Origin of the sequence: Streptomyces sp. NBC_00400 (assembly GCF_036048035.1) — a bacterium.
Lineage (GTDB): Bacteria > Actinomycetota > Actinomycetes > Streptomycetales > Streptomycetaceae > Streptomyces.
Window position 1 is genome coordinate 4004298 of sequence record NZ_CP107940.1, and the last position, 18463, is coordinate 4022760.

Consider the following 18463-nt stretch of genomic DNA (forward strand, 5'->3'; position numbering starts at 1 on the left):
TATCGGCTCGCCATGACAGCAGCAGGGAAGCATCAGGTGAGCCGGTCGACCGGTCGCCGGCTGGGGCGGGCGGGCATCCGGGACGTGGCCGCCGCAGCCGGGGTGTCGATCACGACTGTCTCCGACGCGCTCAACGGCAAGGGCCGGCTTCCGGACGCCACCCGTAGCCATGTCCGCGAGGTGGCCGACCGGCTGGGCTACCGCCCGTCCGCAGCCGCCCGCACCCTCCGTACGGGCAAGTCGGGGCTCCTCGGCCTGACCGTGACCACGTACGGGGATGAACCTTTCACCTTCACCGAATTCGCGTACTTCGCCGAGATGGCCAGAGCGGCCACCTCCGCGGCCTTGGCCCGGGGCTATGCGCTGGTCATCCTCCCCGCGACCTCCCGCCACGACGTCTGGTCCAACGTCGCCCTGGACGGCACCGTCGTCATCGACCCCGCCGACGGCGACCCCGTCGTCACCGAGCTCGTCCGGCACGGCATCCCCGTCGTCTCCGACGGCCGCCCCGGCGGCACGCTGCCCGTCACCGGCTGGGTCGACAACGATCACGAGGCGGCCGTCCTCGGCCTGCTCGACCATCTCGCCGATGCCGGTGCCCGTCGCATCGGCCTGCTCACGGGCAACACCACCGACACCTACACCCGCCTGTCGACCACCGCCTATCTGCACTGGTGCGAGCGGGTCGGCCAGGACCCGGTGTACGAGTCCTACCCGGCACACGACCCGTGCGCCGGGGCCGTCGCCGCCGACCGGCTGCTGGCCCGCCCGGACCGCCCGGACGCCGTCTACGGGCTCTTCGACCCCAACGGCACGGACCTGCTCGCCGCCGCCCGGCGCTACGGCCTGAGAGTGCCGGAGGACCTGCTGCTGGTCTGCTGCAGCGAGTCCACCCTCTACGCCGCCACCGAACCGCCCGTCACCACGCTGTCCCTCAAACCGCGCCGCATCGGCACCGCCGTCGTGCAGATCCTCATCGACGCCATCGAAGGGCTCGACAACGGCCGGCCCGTCGAACAGGTGATACCGACCGATCTGATCGTCCGGGCCTCGTCCCAGCGGCGGCCCCCGAGAACGACCATCAGCCCACCCCGAGGGCCCACCGGCGACTGAGCGTGCTCCCACATACGAGCGACGGTGTGATCACTTCTACGAGGAAAAAACAGGGCGATCCCGGGATAAATCCGCCGCGAATGCCGGGCTTCGGCGGATTGACCACCCCCGGGTGCGTCACAACCCGCGATCGGCATTCCTATGATGGGCGCACGACACCGCGGACCGCCGTCGACCAGGCAAAGGTCCGAGAGGTGCACGGCGGCGCGACGGTGGAGGGGTCGATGACTCAGGGGGCCAGTCAGGGACCCATGGTGTGGACCATGGCGGGAGAAACTCCGGCGTCTGTTCCGCCGCCAGGAGTTCCCTCCGGCGCGTCCGCCGGGTCCCCCGTGCCGCCTGCCGGCCCGCCGCTCCACCTGCCCGCCGGCACCCCGGCCGCGCCTCCTGCCGCCCCTCCCGCCGCGCCCCCCGTGGTGCCGCCCACCGCTCCGCCCGCGGAGCTGCCCGAGGAGTACACCCCGACCGCGCGCGACCTCCCGGTCATCGAGCCCGAGCGCACGGACACCCTCATCGACCGCCCCGCCGTCGTCCCGGTGCCCGAACCGGCCCAGGACCCCGACGCGCCCGAGGGCATGGGGCCGCTGTATGTCGTCGGCGATGTGCACGGCTACTACGACGAGCTGCGCGAGGCGCTGGCCGCCGAGGGCCTGATCGACGGCGACGGCAACTGGGCGGCCGGCAATGCCCGGCTCTGGTTCCTCGGCGACTTCACCGACCGCGGCCCGGACGGCATCGGCGTCATCGACCTCGTCATGCAGCTCTCCGCCGAGGCCGCGGCGGCCGGCGGCTACTGCAAGGCCCTGATGGGCAACCACGAACTCCTGCTGCTGGGTGCCAAGCGGTTCGGCGACACCCCCGTACAGTCCGGCGCGGGCACCGCCTCCTTCCAGGCCGCCTGGCTCCTCAACGGCGGCCAGAAGACCGATATGGACCGCTTGGAGGACCACCACCTCCAGTGGATGGCCCGCCTGGACGCCGTGATGGAGGAGGACGGGCATCTGCTCGTGCACTCCGACACCACTGCCTACCTCGAATACGGCGACTCCATCGAGGCCGTCAACGACACCGTCCACGACGTGCTCACCCGCAGCGATGCGGACGAAGTCTGGGATCTTTTCCGCAAGTTCACCAAACGCTTCGCCTTCCGCGACGAGGACGGCTCGGATGCCGTACGAGAACTCCTCGATGCCTACGGCGGCGACCGCGTCGTACACGGCCACAGCCCGATCCCCTATCTGCTGGGCGAGGTCGGCACCGAGGAGAGCGAGAGCGAGAGCGTGGCGGTCGACGGTCCGCATGTCTACGCGGACGGTCTGGCCATCGCCATGGACGGCGGTATCACCATGGCCGGAAAGCTTTTGGTCGTTCAACTTCCGCTGGCCGGCTGAACGTTATCGGGGCAGGGGTACGGAAGGGCGGACGGCGGACGGACGGCACGCCGTAGGGGGCCCGCACGGGCGGAAACCGGTCGTGGCATTACTCAAATTCCGTAAACTCTCTGTCACCCCGCGCCGCAGTCGCTCTACCATCGGACTATCCGTAGCAGGCTCTCCTCCGTTTCCGCCCACTGCCCGGCCAACGCCGGCCGTACGGCCCTACGGAGCATCGGGGGATCCACATGAACAGCGCTCCGCACCTGCTGAACGAGGACCGCGCGGAATTTGCGCGGATCCTTGATGAGGCGCTGCGTACCGCCGAATACCGCCCGGACGACTTCACCGCCGCCACGGGAAATCACCTCAACAACGAGCAGTTGCGCACGATGGCGCTCAGCGCGACCACCGCCATCGCCGCGTGCGCCACGGCCGAATACCAACGCTATGTACAGCTCCGCGCCGAGTGGCGCGCACCGACGCCCGCGCCGTCCCTTGCCGCAGCGGACGACGAGGAGCAGAGCCTGGAGGCCGACGGGAGCCCAGGACCGGCCACCGCCATGGCCCCGGGCGAGGCCGAAACCCCCGGCGCCGGGCTCACCGCCATGGTCGCCGTCCTCGCGCCCGTCCTCGCCGGCATCGCTGCGGTGCTCTTCCTCCTCATCGGTTATGTGCTGCGCGCCATCAGCCCCGACAAGTCCTTGGCGCAGCCACTGATCAACGTCGGCTGGATCTTCGCGGCACTGACCGCCGCGGGGACCCTTGTCGCGATGGCCGGACTGCTCATCACCGCGCTGCGCAACGGCTCGTCCCCCCAGGCCGCCGGAGTCGGCGAACTCGGCGAGGCGCTGGACGACGCCCGTGAGGTGTGGCGCCGCGCCCTCCTGGAGCGCGGTGTGCTGCCCTTTCTCCGTGAGGCCCTTGCCGACCCCACGGCCACTCCGGACGAGGACCCGGCCCGCTATGTCCCGCGCCGCACTCCACCACCCGAAAGCCGGATCCCCACCCTCGGCTACACCCGCCCCGAGTTCACCAGCCCCGACAGCGGCTCCTCGGGGTCCCGCCCGCGCTACTCCAGCCCGGACTTCACCAGCCCGGATTACGGGGGACCGGACCACCGGACGGATTAGTGCACGGGGCGGCGGCCCGGCGCCCTGAGGGGCACCGGAGGACGCTCATCGCCGCACCGTGAGCAAGCAGAAGGCCCCCGCCTTTCGGTGGGGGCCTTCCGCCGGAGGCGGCCCAAGGAGCGACGCCCGGGCGTCCGGAGGAGCCCGAAGGAACGCCGTCCAAAGGTGGCTACTCCGCGAGCGGCAGATACACGCGGTTGCCCGCGGCCGCGAACTCCTTCGACTTCTCGGCCATTCCGGCCTCGGGGTCGATCGCCAGATCACCGCCGTGTTCGCGGCGGATGTCCTGGCTGATCTTCATCGAGCAGAACTTCGGCCCGCACATCGAGCAGAAGTGGGCCGTCTTCGCCGGCTCGGCGGGCAGCGTCTCGTCGTGGAAGGCGCGGGCCGTGTCCGGGTCGAGGGCCAGGTTGAACTGGTCCTCCCAGCGGAACTCGAAGCGGGCATCGGAGAGCGCGTCATCCCATTCCTGGGCGCCCGGGTGCCCCTTGGCCAGGTCTGCCGCATGAGCCGCGATCTTGTACGTGATGACGCCGGTCTTGACGTCGTCGCGGTCCGGGAGGCCCAGATGCTCCTTGGGCGTGACGTAGCAGAGCATGGCGGTGCCCCACCAAGCGATCATCGCCGCTCCGATACCGGAGGTGATGTGGTCGTAGGCGGGCGCGATATCCGTGGTCAGCGGGCCGAGCGTATAGAACGGGGCCTCCTCGCAGATCTCCTGCTGGAGGTCGATGTTCTCCTTGATCTTGTGCATCGGGACATGTCCCGGGCCCTCGATCATCGTCTGCACGCCGTGCCGCTTGGCGATGGTGTTCAGCTCACCGAGCGTCCGCAGCTCCGCGAACTGCGCCTCGTCGTTGGCGTCCGCGATGGACCCGGGGCGCAGACCGTCACCGAGCGAGTAGGTGACGTCGTACGAGGCCAGGATTTCGCAGAGCTCCTCGAAGTGCGTATAGAGGAACGACTCCTTGTGGTGCGCCAGGCACCAGGCCGCCATGATCGAGCCGCCGCGCGAGACGATGCCGGTCTTACGGCGGGCCGTCAGGGGGACATACCGGAGCAGCACACCGGCATGCACCGTCATGTAGTCGACGCCCTGTTCGGCCTGCTCGATGACGGTGTCCTTGTAGATCTCCCAGGTCAGCTCCTCGGCCTTGCCGTCGACCTTCTCCAGTGCCTGGTACAGCGGCACGGTGCCGATGGGTACGGGGGAGTTGCGCAGCACCCATTCGCGGGTGGTGTGGATATTGCGCCCGGTGGAGAGGTCCATGACCGTGTCGGCGCCCCAGCGAGTCGCCCAGGTCATCTTCTCCACCTCCTCCTCGATGGAGGAGGTGACCGCCGAATTACCGATGTTCGCGTTCACCTTCACCAGGAAGTTCTTGCCGATGATCATCGGCTCGATCTCCGGGTGGTTGATGTTCGCCGGCAGCACCGCGCGTCCGGCCGCGATCTCGTCGCGGACGAACTCGGGGGTGACGTTCTCGCGGAGGGCGACATACTCCATCTCCGCGGTGATCTCGCCGCGCTGGGCGTAGGCGAGCTGGGTGACCGCGGCGCCGTCACGGCCGCGGCGCGGCTGGCGGGGGCGGCCCGGGAAGACCGCGTCGAGATTCTTGAGCCCGCCGCGCGGCGAGGTGTGCTTGAGGCCGTCGTCCTCGGGCCGCGGGGGGCGCCCCGCGTACTCCTCGGTGTCGCCGCGAGCGGTGATCCAATTCTCCCGCAGCGGCGCCAGACCACGACGGACGTCGGTATCGATATGCGGATCGGTGTACGGCCCTGACGTGTCGTAGAGCGTCACGTCCTTGCCGTTGGTGAGGTGCACCCGCCGGACCGGGACCCGAAGGTCCGGGCGCGATCCGGAGACATAGCCCTTGTGCCAGCCGATCTGCGGCTCACTGCTGCCGCCGGCACCGTTTCCGTTTTCGGGCGTGCGTGCATCCTGCAGAGTCATGAGACCCAACTCCCTACGCCGGCATTACCCGGTAACAGGTTCAGCGGTCGACGCAGCGGCTTACGTCCATGGGCGTTTCACGTGAAACGCCGCTGGGACGAAGGTCAGCGCCCTCTCAGCCCGGTGCTCCGAGCTCCCGCGATTGCAAAGGTGGCACCACGGTAGCGGCCGATGCGGCGGAGTGAACAGGGGGCCCCGAGCTTCTTGCGATGATCGGGCGGTGAGCCCTCACGAGCCCCACCACCATTCCGCCACGCACTCGCATGCACACGGCCATGGCCCTGCCGCGCCCGTCTCCCGGCATCTGCGCAAGGTCATCGCGGCAGTGCTGATCCCCTTCGCAGCCGCGGTAGCGGTCGGCCTGGTCGTGCTCTGGCCGGGCGGTGCACCACCCCACAAACCGTCCGGCGTCGGCTTCGACCAGCCCACGGAGCGGGCCCGGGTCATCAAGGTGGCAGAGGTCAACTGCGCCGATGTCCATGCCGAGCAGCAGCCCCAGCCCCCCTCCCCGACCGGACAGCCACCGGCCGGGGGAGCGGACAAGGCCAAGCCCTGTCAACAGACGACGATCAAAGTCACCACGGGAAAGAACGCCGGGCGCACCTTCCAGACGGTGGTGACGCCGGACGCCCTGCGGCACTACACCACCGGCCAGGAGGTGGTGGTGGCGTACTCCCCCAAGGCGCCGAAGGATCTGCAGTATGCGGTCAGCGATGTCGACCGGACTCTCCCGATGTGGGTACTGGCCGCTCTCTTCGCGTTCGCGGTGGTAATCGTCGGCCGGCTGCGTGGAGTACTGGCGCTGGTGGCGCTGGCGGCCAGCTTTGTGGTCCTGACGCTGTTCATCCTCCCGGCGATCCTGCAGGGTTCCAACCCGCTGGTGGTGGCTGTGGTCGGGGGAAGCGCGATCATGCTGATCGCGCTTTACCTGTGCCATGGCCTGACGGCCCGTACGTCGGTGGCCGTACTCGGCACCCTCGCCTCGCTGCTGCTGATCGGGCTGCTCGGGTCAGTATTCATCAACTGGGCGCTGCTGACCGGCAATACGGACGACACGACGGGGCTGGTGCACGGCCTGTACCCCGACATCGAGATCCGCGGCCTGCTGCTCGCCGGGATCATCATCGGGTCGCTGGGTGTGCTCGACGATGTGACGGTGACGCAGACCGCCGCCGTCTGGGAACTCAAGGAGGCCGACCCGTCCGCCGGCTGGCGCAAGCTCTACGGCGCCGCGATGCGGATCGGCCGGGACCACATCGCGTCCGTCGTCAACACCCTTGTACTGGCCTACGCGGGCGCCGCCCTGCCGTTGCTTTTGCTGTTCTCGATCGCACAGAGCAGCGTCGGCACGGTCGCCACGAGCGAAGTGGTCGCGGAGGAAGTCATCCGCACGCTGGTGGGCAGCATCGGGCTGGTTGCCGCAGTGCCGCTGACGACGTTGCTGGCGGCACTGGTGGTCTCGGCGGACCGGAAGGGGCCGGGCACGCCGGGCGTCGACGGAGGGCCGGGAGTCGTCCGGCAATCCGGGGCGGATTCCGAGGCCGTGGTGGGCGCCGGCATGCCGACGGGCACCACGGAGAGCCGCCCGGGCCGTCGCGGGGGACGTGGCAGACGCCGTAAGCGGTGACGGGGACGCAGGGACGGCTTCCGCCCCCTCCACGGGCCGCGAGAGGTGCGGGGGCGGACGGGCGGAGCACGGTGACAGGCAGGCGGTACGGACGGGCGGTACGGACAGGGAAGGCACCGGGTACGCGGGTGGACCGGCGTACCCGTGGGGCGTCGGTGTGGACGGGGCGACCGGGCGGGTCAGCCGGCCGGTGCCTCCGTGAGGATCTGGTCCAGTACGGCCTCCAGGGTGTCGCAGACCTCTTCCTTACCCAGCGGTACGAGCCGGTCCGTACGGTCGAGGAAGGCGACCAGCGGCGCCGCGCTGACCCGGAACAGCGCGCGCTCGGCGCCGACTTGAAGGCTGATGAAGACATCGCTGAGGTGCGCGGGGGAAGCCGGCTCGATACGCACATCACCCTCACCGGAGGGCCGGCTCAGCCCGTCCAGCAGCAGCTCTCGACCGAACGCCCAGGTCACGGGTGCATCGCCGGGCAGATCGAAGGTGAGGCGGACGGCGTACGGATCGGCGCTGGCGAAGTCCAGCTCCACCGGAATCCGGAACGCGAGCTCTTCCGAAACGACGAAGCTCATGATCACTTCTGCCTGAACTGTGTCGGTCATCAACCACTGCCCCGCACTTGATCGGAGATGGCCGGGAAACATCCCCGTGGCCCTATTGGCGCCATCGTCTGTCACGCGCAAGCAGATCACAAGGAGTGAGTTTTCAGATACTGACAGAGAAGGCGAGTGTCGTTAGTGCCGCCTCCGCCATTTTTCGTAGTCGGTCCGTAACGGACCGCAATCGATGCAGTTCGTCCGCGGGCAGGGAATCCGCGGGCACCGAGCCGTCCGCCTCGACCTGGGCAGGGAGGGTCGCGCACGGCGCGCCCAAGGCATATCTCCGATGCGCGAAAGCCCGATGATTACCACGCACCGTATCCGCGGGGTGCAGCAATTCGTCCGCAGATCGCATGGAAAAGGGCGATATCGACTGGACGACACGGTGCGCTGGACACTCTCCGTTTGAGGCCTCGTCAAACCGTGCGAGCAGACATTGCCCGATCGCGTGGCCGGGTGTGGTGGCACGGAAGTCCACCCACGACTCCACCGGCGGCCGCTGCTGCGGTGGGCGACCGCCACCGCCCCGACATCACCCTCCCGGTGGGACGGCGAAGTAGACGGCGGCGCCGGCTCGGGCCCGCCGCGGCCCGCCTTCGCAGGCCCGGAGAGCTTCTTGCGGGCGCCCGGCTCCGGGCCGGGCACCCGCAAGGACAGCAGACGGATTGGCTGTTCATGATTGCCCTACCGAACGCCCGAGTCCGCTCACAGCGGGGCACGGGGGCCGGTCGGCGGGCGGTCCTGCCGCTTACCAGTCGCCCTTCGACGAGGACGATGACGAGCCACTGGACCTGCGGACGAGGTAGACGACTCCGGCGATCAGGGCTGCCGCTATGAGGACCTTGAACAGCACACCGATCAGGAAGCCGAGCGCGGTGGTGATCAGTCCGCCGAAGACGACGATCAGAACGACGGGCACCACGACCCAGGTGACCCACCACGGAAGTCCTGCGAATATCCCCTTACCAGCCACTGCTCTGCCCTGCTTTCTGTCTGTCGCGCTGTCGCTGTCCGTACCGCGCCATCCGTCGACTGTGCCGTTGCCGCAGTGGTCACGCCGTCCGCGTGCGGCCTGTCTGTTGCCTCACACCTTCGGTTCCCCTGCACCAACGATGCTAGGACGCGTACCGCGGCCATGGGGGCTTCGCAGCCCCGGCCCTTCCCTGACCCTTCCCCTACGGGTTCCGGGGCCAGGCCCTTAGCTCTCAGGAGGAGAGAAGACCACCATCACCCGGAGATCCTCGCTGATGTGATGGAACTTGTGGGGCACCCCGGCCGGCACATAGACGACGCTGCCCCGGGCCACCGGCTGGGTCTCTGCCCCGACGGTGATCGCCGCCCGGCCGCTGACCACGAGATACACCTCGTCCTGGGCGTGCGGCTGCTGCGGATCGATGCTGCCGGCGTCCAGTGCGTACAGCCCGACCGACATGTTGCGTTCCCGGAGGAACTGCAGATACGCGCCGTCGTTCGCGGCCCGTTCCGCTTCCAGCTCGTCCAGTCTGAAAGCCTTCATGCCGATCGTCCCCTCTGATGATTCAGACTCGTCTGCGACGATCTCACCATGAAGCATTTTCTGGTCAAGACGATCGCCAATGCCGCGGCGCTTGCCGTGGCCATCTGGCTGCTCAAGGACATCACGCTCACCGGTGAGAACACCGGCCGCAAGATACTCACTCTGATCCTGGTCGCGCTGATCTTCGGGCTGGTTAATTTCCTGGTCAAGCCTGTGGTGAAGCTGCTGTCCTTCCCTCTGTTCATCCTCACTCTCGGCCTGATCACGCTGGTCGTGAATGCGCTCATGCTGCTGCTGACCTCCTGGCTCGCCGGCAAGGCCGACCTCGCCTTCCATGTGGACGGCTTCTGGACGGCCCTGCTCGGGGGCGTGATCATCTCCATCGTCGCCTGGGCGATGCATGTGATCCTTCCCGACGAGGACTGATCCTTGACCGCCCCCTTCCGCATCTGCTTCGTCTGCACCGGCAACATCTGCCGGTCGCCGATGGCGGAGGCCGTCTTCCGCGCCCGCCTGGTGGAAGACGGCCTCGACGGCCTGGTCGAGGCCGACAGCGCGGGGACCGGCGGCTGGCACGAGGGCGAGGGAGCCGACCCGCGCACGGACGCCGTGCTGCGCGCGGGCGGCTATGAACACGTCCACGCCGCCCGGCAATTCCACACCTCCTGGTTCGACCACCTCGACCTGGTCATTGCGCTCGATTCCGGCCATCTGCGCGAGCTGCGCGGCCTGGCCCCGACCGCGCAGGACGCCGCCAAGATCCACCTGCTGCGCTCGTACGGGCCGGGCACGGCGGCGGACGCCGTCCCGGGACCGCCACACCGCCTCGGCGCCGTCGACGACCTCGACGTGCCCGATCCGTACTACGGCGGTATCGCCGGTTTCGAGAAGTGCCTGGAGATGGTCGAGGCGGCGAGCGACGGCCTGCTGGTAGCGGTACGGGCCGCGATCATGTCCCGTACCGCGGTCACCGCCCCCGCTCACGGGTATGACCCCGGCCGGCCCCAGGCGCAGGAGCCGCAGCAGCCGCACCAAAAGGAGAGCGCATGACCGGCGACGGCACCCGCGCTGTACGCGCCGGGCTTCCGGAGCCCGAGGCCTATGAGCCCACCCTCCCGGGGCCGGTGTTCGCGGCGCACTATCACCTCCCCGGCGATGCCGTCGGCCCGTACACCTACGGCCGCGACGCCAACCCGACCTGGACCCGTCTGGAACAGGCCATCGGCGAGCTCGAGTCACCGGACGAAAGCGCCCACACCGTTGCCTTCGCCTCCGGGATGGCCGCGATCACCGCGGTCCTCTTCTCCCAGCTGCGCACCGGCGACACCGTGGTGCTCCCCAGCGACGGATACCAGCTGCTGCCGGCCGTCCGCACGCGTCTGGAGGGCTACGGAATCGAGGTCCGTACCGCTCCGACCGCACACGACGCACAGCTCGACGCGCTGGACGGCGCCCGGCTGCTGTGGATCGAAACGCCCTCCAACCCCGGCCTCGATGTCTGCGACATCCGGCGGCTGGCCGACGAAGCACACCGGCGCGGTGCGCTGGTGGCCGTCGACAACACCCTCGCCACCCCGCTCGGCCAGCGGCCGCTCGACCTGGGCGCGGACTTCTCGGTCGCCAGTGGCACCAAGGCACTGACCGGCCACGGCGACGTCCTGCTGGGGTACGCCAGTACCCACGATGCCGCGCTGGCCGATTCCGTACGACTGTGGCGCAAGACGGTGGGCGCTATCCCCGGCCCGATGGAGAGCTGGCTCGCGCATCGTTCCCTGGCCACCCTCGCGCTGCGCGTCCGCCAGCAGTCGGAAGGCGCCCTGGCGCTGGCCGCGGCGCTGGCCGACCGCCCCGAGGTCACCGGCCTGCGCCACCCGGGCCTCCCGTCCGATCCGTCCCACGAGCTCGCCGCCCGGCAGATGCGCCCGGGCCGCTTCGGCTCCGTGGTGTCCTTCGTCCTGCCCGACAAGGTCCACGCAGAGCGGTTCCTGGCCGCGCTGACCCTGGTGGACGATGCGACGAGTTTCGGTGGCGTACGGTCCAGCGCCGAGCGACGGGCCCGCTGGGGCGGCGATGCCGTACCGGAGGGCTTTATCCGCTTCTCGGTCGGCATCGAGGAGCCGGAGGATCTGGTCCCGGATGTCATCCGGGCGCTGGACACGGCCGCACAGAACTGACCGGACGGCCGGAGCGACCCGAACCGCGGCACGAGTCGAACAGACAGGGGCGCGCCCCGGCCCGAGGCGCGAAAGCGGCATGAAGTGGGCCGGCAGGGCATCCCCCCTCGTCACCCTGCCGGCCTGCGGTTCCCCATGGCCCCGAGTCCACGCGTTTCACGTGAAACCAAATGTTCCACGTGAAACGAACCGCTCGAACAAGGCTAGTTGACTGAGCGTCATTGTCCAATCACGCTAGCGACACAGCCCTATCGACAAATTTATAGTTGGCCCGCGACCAGGCTTCCGAGAGGCGCAGGAGGTACGCGATGGATCTGGCTCTGCTGCGCACCTTCGTCACCGTGCACCGAGCCGGCTCCTTCACCCGTGCCGCGGCGTTACTCGGCCTCTCCCAGCCCGCGGTGACCAGCCAGATCCGGGCCCTGGAACGCCAGTTGGGCCGCCCTCTCTTCCTCCGCTGCGCCCGTGGTGTCACCCCCACCACCATCGGCGAGGAACTCGCCCACAAAGTGGCGCCGCACCTGGACGCGCTCACCGAGATCACAGAGGCCGGCCTGGACCGTGACTCCGTCACCCGCACCCTCCATCTCGCGGGGCCCCCGGAGTTCCTTGCCGAGCGCGCGCTCCCGGCACTCACTCCGCTGATCTCCCAGGGCCTGTCCATACGGACCGCCTTCGGCCCCGCGGAGGAGCTGCTGACCGGCCTGGCGGCCGGCCACCACGACCTGGCCGTCACCACCACGCGACCGCGTGGCGGGCTGCTCACCGCCACCCCGCTCTGCGACGAGGAGCATGTGCTGATCGCGGCGCCGCACTGGGTGGCCGAGCTGGGTGGGAGCGCCGTGCTGCAGGCCGGGGGAGTCCGCGTGCTGGACCCCGTGCCGCTCGTCGAGGTCCACGAAAGCCTGCCGCTGATCGCCCGCTACTGGTCAGCGGTCTTCGACGCCAAGCCCGCCGCCTCCGCCGCCGTGATCGCCGCGGACCTCCGGGCGGTGCTGTCCTGCGTGACGGCCGGTGTGGGGCTCGCGGTGCTGCCGCGCTATCTGTGCGCCGGCGCACTGGACAGCGGCGAGGTCGTGGCCCTGCTCGACCCGCCGGTGCCCCCGCTGCGGACGTACTTCTTGACCGTACGGACCGGGACGCTCGGCCTTCCGCACATCGCTCGGGCGCATGAGTGGCTGCTGCGCACCGCTGTCGGCTGGTGACCGAGGGGCGTGGGTTTCACCAGGCCGTGACTGCGGCATCTGTCCCCTATGAACGTACGGCCAGTCGTCAAACGCACCGCCCGCGCGATTCTGCTCGACGGCGCGGACCTGGTTCTGATCAAGCGCACCAAGCCGGGCCGGGCCCCGTACTGGATCACTCCGGGCGGTGGCGTGGAACCCGAGGACGCCACCGTCATCGACGCCCTCCACCGCGAACTGGACGAAGAGCTGGGCGCAAAGGTCAAGGACGTGGTGCCGGTCTTCGTCGACACCGTCGAGCACTTCAGCGACGGCGGGGTGGACGGCGTGAAGGTCCAGCACTTCTTCGTCTGCCGGCTCGACTCGATGGACGTCTCTCGCCGGCACGGCCCCGAGGTCGAGGAACCCTGCGGGGAGTACGAGATCGTGCGGGTGCCCTTCACTCGTGTCGGCATCGCCTCCGTCGAGGTCGTGCCGCTGTCGCTGCGGCACTACCTCGACGGCAACATCGAGGGCGTGCGGGCGATGCACGCCCCGGACCTGGGCTGAGCGGTATCCCGCACTACCGCCCCTGCGGCGGACTGTCTCAGCCGTCGCGCCGGTCGAACCACCCGCGGAACTCCGGATCGTCCTCCGCGGGGCGACGGGGCTGGGCACGGGCGAGCACCCGCTCGACCCGGTCCAGGAACTCCGCGTTCAGCTCCTCCACAAAGTCGTCCCGGCCCGGGTCACGGGGCGCGTCCGGGTACGCCGGACCGACCCCCGACGCAGCAGGCGTGCCGCCCCCGGGCACCGGATCGCTTCCGTACACCGGTCCACTTCCGCACGCCGGGGCCGCCCCCTGGTACACCGCGTCCTCGGTGTCCTCGTGCAGTCCGCCCCGAAGGTGCTCGTTCCTGCGCTCGGCGCGCCGGAAGGGCGGCCGCTGATCTGCCTCCGCCGCCGCACCGAAGAAGTCGCCGCCCTTGCGCTTGGCGTCGTCGGTGCCCCAGGCTCGCGCTCCGCGCTGCTGTGCCGGGACCTTCTGCAGATGCGGAATGTGCTTGGCGCAGTGGATGTACGCCTCTTCGACCTCGACGGTGACCCACAGTTGAGCACGCCGGCCGGGGACCGGGTCGACCGGCAGACCGGGGTGCTGCAGCCGCATGTCCTCGTCCATGACGACGCGCGCCCGGCCGTTGACGTGCAGCCCGATGCGGTCACGGGTGAAGTCGACCATCAAGATGCCCAGGCGCGGGTTCTCCGAGATGTTGCCGATGGACGCCATGACACCGTTGCCACGGTATTCCGGGTATGCCAGCGTCCGGGCATCGAGCACCTGGACGAACCCCGGAGGCCCGGCCCGGAACGTGGCATCGCATTCACCGTGCCGGTCGGCCGTGGACAGGAAGAACATCTCCTGCCGGGCCACGAACTCCTGCATACGGACATTGAGATGGTCCAGGACCTGGTCACCGTAGAAACGGTCGGCCCGCTTGGTCGTACCGAGCCGCTGCTGCACCAGGTGCTCGCCGTCGCTCCCGGGGCGCTCTTGACGTGGCATGCCCCACCCCTCCCCTTGTCGGACCGAATTCGACCTGCGCTGCCAAGACCTCAGTCTCCTGCCGGGACCAGCTCTTCCACCGAGTCGTGCCGTATGCGCTCGGTCGGGATGCCGACCCCCACCAAAGCGTCCACACCGTTGCGGATCAACCCTGGCGGCCCGGAAAGATAGGCGTCGTATTCCCGGAAAGGACCGTATTGCCGGACCGCGTCGGGCAGTTGGCCCCTCTCGCTGCTCGTTCCGCCGCGGGCCGCCGGTCCGGTGGCGACGACCGGGCGCACGGAGAGCCACGGGTGGGTCTGTTCCAGCTGCAGCATGGTGTCGAGGTCGTAGAGGTCGTGGTCGCTGCGGGCTCCGTAGAAGACCTCGACGGGACGGCGGACACCGTGTTCCGCGACGTCCTCGACCAGCGCCTTGATGGGGGCGATGCCGGTGCCGCCGCCGACGCACAGCAGACCGCTGCGCCTGCTGTGGTCGACGGTCATCGAGCCGCCGGGAGCACCGAGCCGGATGACATCGCCGGGGCGGGCGCGGTGGACCATGGCGTTGGAGACCCAGCCGGCCGGGACCGCCTTGACGTGGAAGGAGAGCAGGCCGTCGGAGCGCGGTGCGGAAGCGAAGGAGTAGTGCCGCCAGACCCGTGGCCACCAGGGGGTTTCCACACTCGCGTACTGCCCCGCGAGGAACGGGTAGGGCTGGTCCGGACGGACCAGTACCACCGCGATATCGGGCGTCCGCAGCTCATGCGAGACGACCTCGGCCTGCCACCAGGCGGGCGCCACGGCCTCGTTCTCGGCCGCCGCATCGATCATGATCTGCGAGATCGCGGTGTAGGCCCGTACCCATGCGGCCTGCGTCTCGGGCCCCCAACTGGACGTCGCATAGCGTGCGAGCGCGTTGAGCAGGCATTCGCCGACGGCCGGGTAGTGGTCGGGCTGGGTGCCGTACTTGCGGTGACCGCGCCCCAGGTTCGCAAGGTAGGCGGTGAGCACCTTGGCGTCGTCAACATGCTGGGCGGCGGTGAGCAGCGCCTTGAAGAGCCGGTCGCGCTGGGTGTCCATCGACGCGGGGAACAGCGCCCGCAGGTCAGGGTACTGGACGAAGAGCAGCGCGTAGAAGTACGAGGTGACCTTGTCGGCCACGGGCTCGATTTCCGCCATGGTGCGACGGATGAGCAGCGCGTCGGGGGAGGCGGGCGTGGCGGACGAGGCCGAGGCCTGCAGGGCGCCGAGAGAGGGCGCCGGGGCAGGGGCCGCACGTCGCGTCGTGGGGGTGAAGGCAGAGGGAGCGGCGGGGGCCTGGTTCTGGGCGGCCGGTGGAGCGGCGGGCACGCCACCAGTGGGGGCGTCTCCCGCGGGCGCTCCCGTGGCGCGCGCCGTTTCGTGTACGGGCTCGGGTTCCCGGCCCCGGGCGGATTCGCGCTCCCGGACCGACTGGCGGTCCATGGGCGGCTCACCACGCCAGGCGGGCTCGGCCTCGCGGCGTGGCGGGGCGGGTGCCGGCGCGGTGTTTCCTGGAACCGCGCCGATTCCCGAGGCTGCAGTGTTTCCTGGAGCTGTGGTGATCCCTGGGGCTGCGGTGGACTGCTCGGGATAGGAGGCCGCGAAGGGCTGTTCGGGGTAGCCGGCAGGGAACGGCTGCTCGGGGTAGCCCGACAGGAAGGGCTGCTCGGGGTAGCCGGCTGCCGCGGACGGCCGGTCCGCTTCGTGTCGCGGCGGAGGTGCCTGCGACGGCTCCGTCTCCCGCTCGCGCGCGGCGGCAGTGCCTACCGGCCGGATCGGGTTGACCGGCCGACTGGGTATCTGTTCCCGGTCGTTCCGTTCATCTCTCTCGTTCCACTCATGGTGGTCTCTGCGGTCGCCGTGGTCGGGGTGTTCACTCCGGTCGCCCGGTTCTGCCGGTGCGTCCTGGTTCTGCTGCCGGTCCTGGCCGTTTTGCCGTTCCTGCTGTTCTCCGGAGGACTTCTTCGCCGGTGGAGTGAACCAACCCCAATCGCCACCGCTCCCGCCGGAAGAGCCACTATCGGCCGACGTGGTGGTCGGAGCGTCCATGGTCTGCCTCGCCTCGAACGTCTTTCGGTTGTCTTCGCACTTCCGTGGAACGGAACTGCGCGGAATTCCCCCGCCCTGCCCCGGAATTCTTCATCGACTCAAGCGACTCCGGCAACACCCTCCAAAGCGGACATATCTTACTCCCTTGCGACAATGCGGAGCAGATGCCGCGTCAGCAGCATGCCATCCCTGCTCGCCACATCGGACAAATAGTCGGAAGTCCGGGTGTCGAGGGCCGCTTCGCCGCTAGGCTGACGAGCTTTGAGCCCGCCCTTCGCGCACCGCCGGAATCCATGCCTCCGCCAAGTCGGACTCGACCATACCGGCAGCAGTTGAAACCACAAGCCCTGATCTTGGAACACTCCACGCGGCCCTTCCGATAACAGTGATCCTCCCCACAGACGGCATTTTCCGCGTACGCAGTGGACGAATCCGTCGGAGGGGCTCGGAATTACCGGCCAGTAAGCACCAGTTCGTATGCCTCCCGCAGATCACCGCCCGCGTACGCATATGAGGCCAGCCCACTGACATGGTGATCCGCATTCACGGCCACGGACTGGGGAACTGCGGCGAACAGTTCGGTGTCCGACATGGAGTCGCCGTATGCCACGCAGTCGGCTCGGGTCAGCCCGTACTGCACACAGAGCTCATCGGCAATCCGTACCTTCGCCGCCGGCGAGAGGATGCCGGCCGGCTCCACCGCCTCGCGGATCGGCAACGCGGGCCAGCGGGAACCGTGTGCCGCATCGGCGCCCCAGGCCAGCAGCCGTTCGACGAAGAAGCCCGGCGAGAGAGAAATCACCGCGCACCGTTCGCCGCGCGTCCGGATATCCGCCCAGACTTCCCGGATTCCGGTCAGCCAGGGGGAGCCGTCAAAAGCCGCGGCCACCGTGAGTTCGGTCAACTCGGCGGCCCAGAGGTCACATGCCCGCTGCGCGAACTGCGGGGGAGTCAGTTCACCCGCGGCAAATCCGCGTTCCAGCTCGGCGATCTCCCGGTCCAGCCCGAGCTGCCGGGAGATCTCAACGGCGGCCGCGGACCCATGGAGCAGAGTCCCGTCCATGTCGAACAGATGCAGCTTGCCCATGCCCTGGAGCCTAGGAGGCACAACGGCGGCTGGCGAGAGCGGGAGCCGGGGGAAGGGTGCTGCGGCCGGGGCCGCACGGCGGGCGGGGCCCGGGGGACGACCGGAACCGTACGATCGGGGCCCCGGGGGCGAGCCATGTCCGGCACCGTACGTCGCGGGGCGTTTCAAGCCCGCGTATGTGCGGATACTCACCGGCGGCAGATGTACCGCGGGGCGCACGGCGTCACCGGTTGCACGACCGGCTCCCCCGACATGGCCGGCGTCGCCTACCCGGCGATGAAGATCTTCGGTTACTGGCTGGTCCTCCCCGTGGCGCTGGTCTCGCTGGTCAGCGGGCTGGTGCTGTCGCTGGGCACCGCCTGGGGGCTGGCCAGGCACCGTTGGGTTCACGTCAAGTTCTGGCTGACGCTCATCACCGTGCTGCTGTCGGTGTTCTCACTCCGGCCCGGTTTCAACGACCTCGCCGCCGAGGCCGCCGCGGGCACCCCGCCCCCGGACATCAACCCCGTCGTCGCGCCTGCGGTCGCCACGGCCACCTACCTGCTCGTCACCGCGATCTCCGTCCTCAAGCACCGGAGGCTCACCGGCACGGGAGGAGCATCGTCAGGCAAGGCCGACCTCCGCTGTCGCCTCGGTGACGATCCGGTGGTCCTGCTCGGGGGCACCGCCGCCGAAGCCGAGGGCGCCGATCAGCCGGCCGTCCCGGTGGAGCGGCACACCGCCCGCGAGGAAGAGCAGCGGCCGGTCCAACGCCGTGGGCAGGGTGTGGAAGAGCCCGTCGGGCCGTACGAGCTCGACCAGGTCAGCGGTCGGGGCGTCCAACTGCAGTGCCGTGTACGCCTTGCGGGTGCTGGTCTCCCCCGAGATCAGTACGGCCGCGTCGTCCCGCCGGAAGCCGAGCAGATGACCGCCCGCATCCAGAACGCTGACACTGCCCCGCACCCCGAGGCCTTCGGCGGCACGAACGGCGGCGTCGATGAGGCCCTCGGCATCGCGGGTGGTGAGCGGGCGGACGGTGGGGATGGGCGTAACAGGCGTAACAGAGGTGGTGGTACTCATGAGGACTCTTCCTTGGGTGCGTGGCGGTGCTGGGGGTGCGTATTGCGCTG

17 protein-coding genes are annotated in these 18463 nt (G+C 69.4%); 9 read left to right on the top strand and 8 right to left on the bottom strand.

Features of this window, described 5'->3' with window-relative positions; genetic code table 11:
* The first annotated feature begins 12 nt into the window (after positions 1 to 12).
* The 3 genes from OHS81_RS17375 to OHS81_RS17385 all read left to right on the top strand — a co-directional run bounded on the left by OHS81_RS17375 (position 13) and on the right by OHS81_RS17385 (position 3619).
* Complete coding sequence (locus tag OHS81_RS17375) at positions 13 to 1113, top strand: LacI family DNA-binding transcriptional regulator (protein ID WP_088798889.1); 1101 nt, start codon at positions 13 to 15, stop codon at positions 1111 to 1113.
* A gap of 251 nt (positions 1114 to 1364) precedes the next feature.
* Positions 1365 to 2504, top strand: coding sequence for a metallophosphoesterase (locus OHS81_RS17380; protein WP_328385662.1), 1140 nt, complete (start codon positions 1365 to 1367; stop codon positions 2502 to 2504).
* Positions 2505 to 2734: 230 nt separating this feature from the next.
* The gene (locus OHS81_RS17385) at positions 2735 to 3619 is read left to right on the top strand and encodes a hypothetical protein (RefSeq protein ID WP_328385663.1); all 885 of its coding nucleotides are present in this window, start codon (positions 2735 to 2737) and stop codon (positions 3617 to 3619) included.
* Positions 3620 to 3788: 169 nt separating this feature from the next.
* Here OHS81_RS17385 and thiC read toward each other — a convergent pair whose 3' ends face one another.
* Positions 3789 to 5573, bottom strand: coding sequence for a phosphomethylpyrimidine synthase ThiC (thiC, locus tag OHS81_RS17390; RefSeq protein WP_328385664.1), 1785 nt, complete (start codon positions 5571 to 5573; stop codon positions 3789 to 3791).
* Positions 5574 to 5793: 220 nt separating this feature from the next.
* On the opposite strand from thiC, the gene OHS81_RS17395 reads away from it, so the two are divergent.
* Positions 5794 to 7200: a YibE/F family protein gene (locus OHS81_RS17395; protein WP_328385665.1), complete on the top strand. Its 1407-nt coding sequence runs from the start codon at positions 5794 to 5796 to the stop codon at positions 7198 to 7200.
* A gap of 179 nt (positions 7201 to 7379) precedes the next feature.
* Here OHS81_RS17395 and OHS81_RS17400 read toward each other — a convergent pair whose 3' ends face one another.
* The 3 genes from OHS81_RS17400 to OHS81_RS17410 form a co-directional block, all read right to left on the bottom strand.
* The gene (locus OHS81_RS17400; protein WP_328385666.1) at positions 7380 to 7802 is read right to left on the bottom strand and encodes an SsgA family sporulation/cell division regulator; all 423 of its coding nucleotides are present in this window, start codon (positions 7800 to 7802) and stop codon (positions 7380 to 7382) included.
* 745 nt (positions 7803 to 8547) lie between these two features.
* Positions 8548 to 8772 (bottom strand): DUF5326 family protein, encoded by a 225-nt coding sequence (locus tag OHS81_RS17405; protein WP_328385667.1) that lies wholly within the window; start codon positions 8770 to 8772, stop codon positions 8548 to 8550.
* Positions 8773 to 8997: 225 nt separating this feature from the next.
* Positions 8998 to 9315 (bottom strand): cupin domain-containing protein, encoded by a 318-nt coding sequence (locus OHS81_RS17410; protein WP_311622940.1) that lies wholly within the window; start codon positions 9313 to 9315, stop codon positions 8998 to 9000.
* A 48-nt stretch (positions 9316 to 9363) separates the two neighbouring features.
* Here OHS81_RS17410 and OHS81_RS17415 point away from each other — a divergent pair, with 48 nt between their 5' ends.
* The 5 genes from OHS81_RS17415 (at position 9364) to OHS81_RS17435 (ending at position 13222) form a co-directional block, all read left to right on the top strand.
* Positions 9364 to 9741, top strand: coding sequence for a phage holin family protein (locus OHS81_RS17415; RefSeq protein WP_086719046.1), 378 nt, complete (start codon positions 9364 to 9366; stop codon positions 9739 to 9741).
* 3 nt (positions 9742 to 9744) lie between these two features.
* Positions 9745 to 10365 (top strand): low molecular weight protein-tyrosine-phosphatase, encoded by a 621-nt coding sequence (locus tag OHS81_RS17420; RefSeq protein WP_328385668.1) that lies wholly within the window; start codon positions 9745 to 9747, stop codon positions 10363 to 10365.
* A complete protein-coding gene (locus OHS81_RS17425) occupies positions 10362 to 11489 on the top strand; it encodes a cystathionine gamma-lyase (RefSeq protein WP_328385669.1) in 1128 nt (375 codons plus the stop codon). Before OHS81_RS17420 ends, OHS81_RS17425 begins: the two co-directional genes overlap by 4 nt.
* Positions 11490 to 11797: 308 nt before the next feature.
* Positions 11798 to 12694, top strand: coding sequence for a LysR family transcriptional regulator (locus tag OHS81_RS17430; RefSeq protein ID WP_328385670.1), 897 nt, complete (start codon positions 11798 to 11800; stop codon positions 12692 to 12694).
* 48 nt (positions 12695 to 12742) lie between these two features.
* On the top strand, positions 12743 to 13222 hold the full coding sequence (locus tag OHS81_RS17435) for an NUDIX hydrolase (RefSeq protein WP_328385671.1): 480 nt from the start codon (positions 12743 to 12745) through the stop codon (positions 13220 to 13222).
* A gap of 37 nt (positions 13223 to 13259) precedes the next feature.
* On the opposite strand, the gene OHS81_RS17440 is transcribed toward OHS81_RS17435, so the two are convergent.
* The 4 genes from OHS81_RS17440 to OHS81_RS17455 all read right to left on the bottom strand — a co-directional run bounded on the left by OHS81_RS17440 (position 13260) and on the right by OHS81_RS17455 (position 18413).
* Positions 13260 to 14216 carry a pyridoxamine 5'-phosphate oxidase family protein gene (locus OHS81_RS17440; protein WP_328385672.1) on the bottom strand — a complete coding sequence of 319 codons (957 nt, stop codon included), beginning with the start codon at positions 14214 to 14216 and terminating at the stop codon, positions 13260 to 13262.
* A gap of 50 nt (positions 14217 to 14266) precedes the next feature.
* Positions 14267 to 16267 (bottom strand): globin domain-containing protein, encoded by a 2001-nt coding sequence (locus OHS81_RS17445; protein ID WP_328385673.1) that lies wholly within the window; start codon positions 16265 to 16267, stop codon positions 14267 to 14269.
* A 451-nt stretch (positions 16268 to 16718) separates the two neighbouring features.
* The gene (locus OHS81_RS17450) at positions 16719 to 17354 is read right to left on the bottom strand and encodes an HAD family hydrolase (RefSeq protein ID WP_328385674.1); all 636 of its coding nucleotides are present in this window, start codon (positions 17352 to 17354) and stop codon (positions 16719 to 16721) included.
* A gap of 603 nt (positions 17355 to 17957) precedes the next feature.
* On the bottom strand, positions 17958 to 18413 hold the full coding sequence (locus OHS81_RS17455) for a GlcG/HbpS family heme-binding protein (protein WP_328385675.1): 456 nt from the start codon (positions 18411 to 18413) through the stop codon (positions 17958 to 17960).
* Between the last annotated feature and the right edge of the window lie 50 nt (positions 18414 to 18463).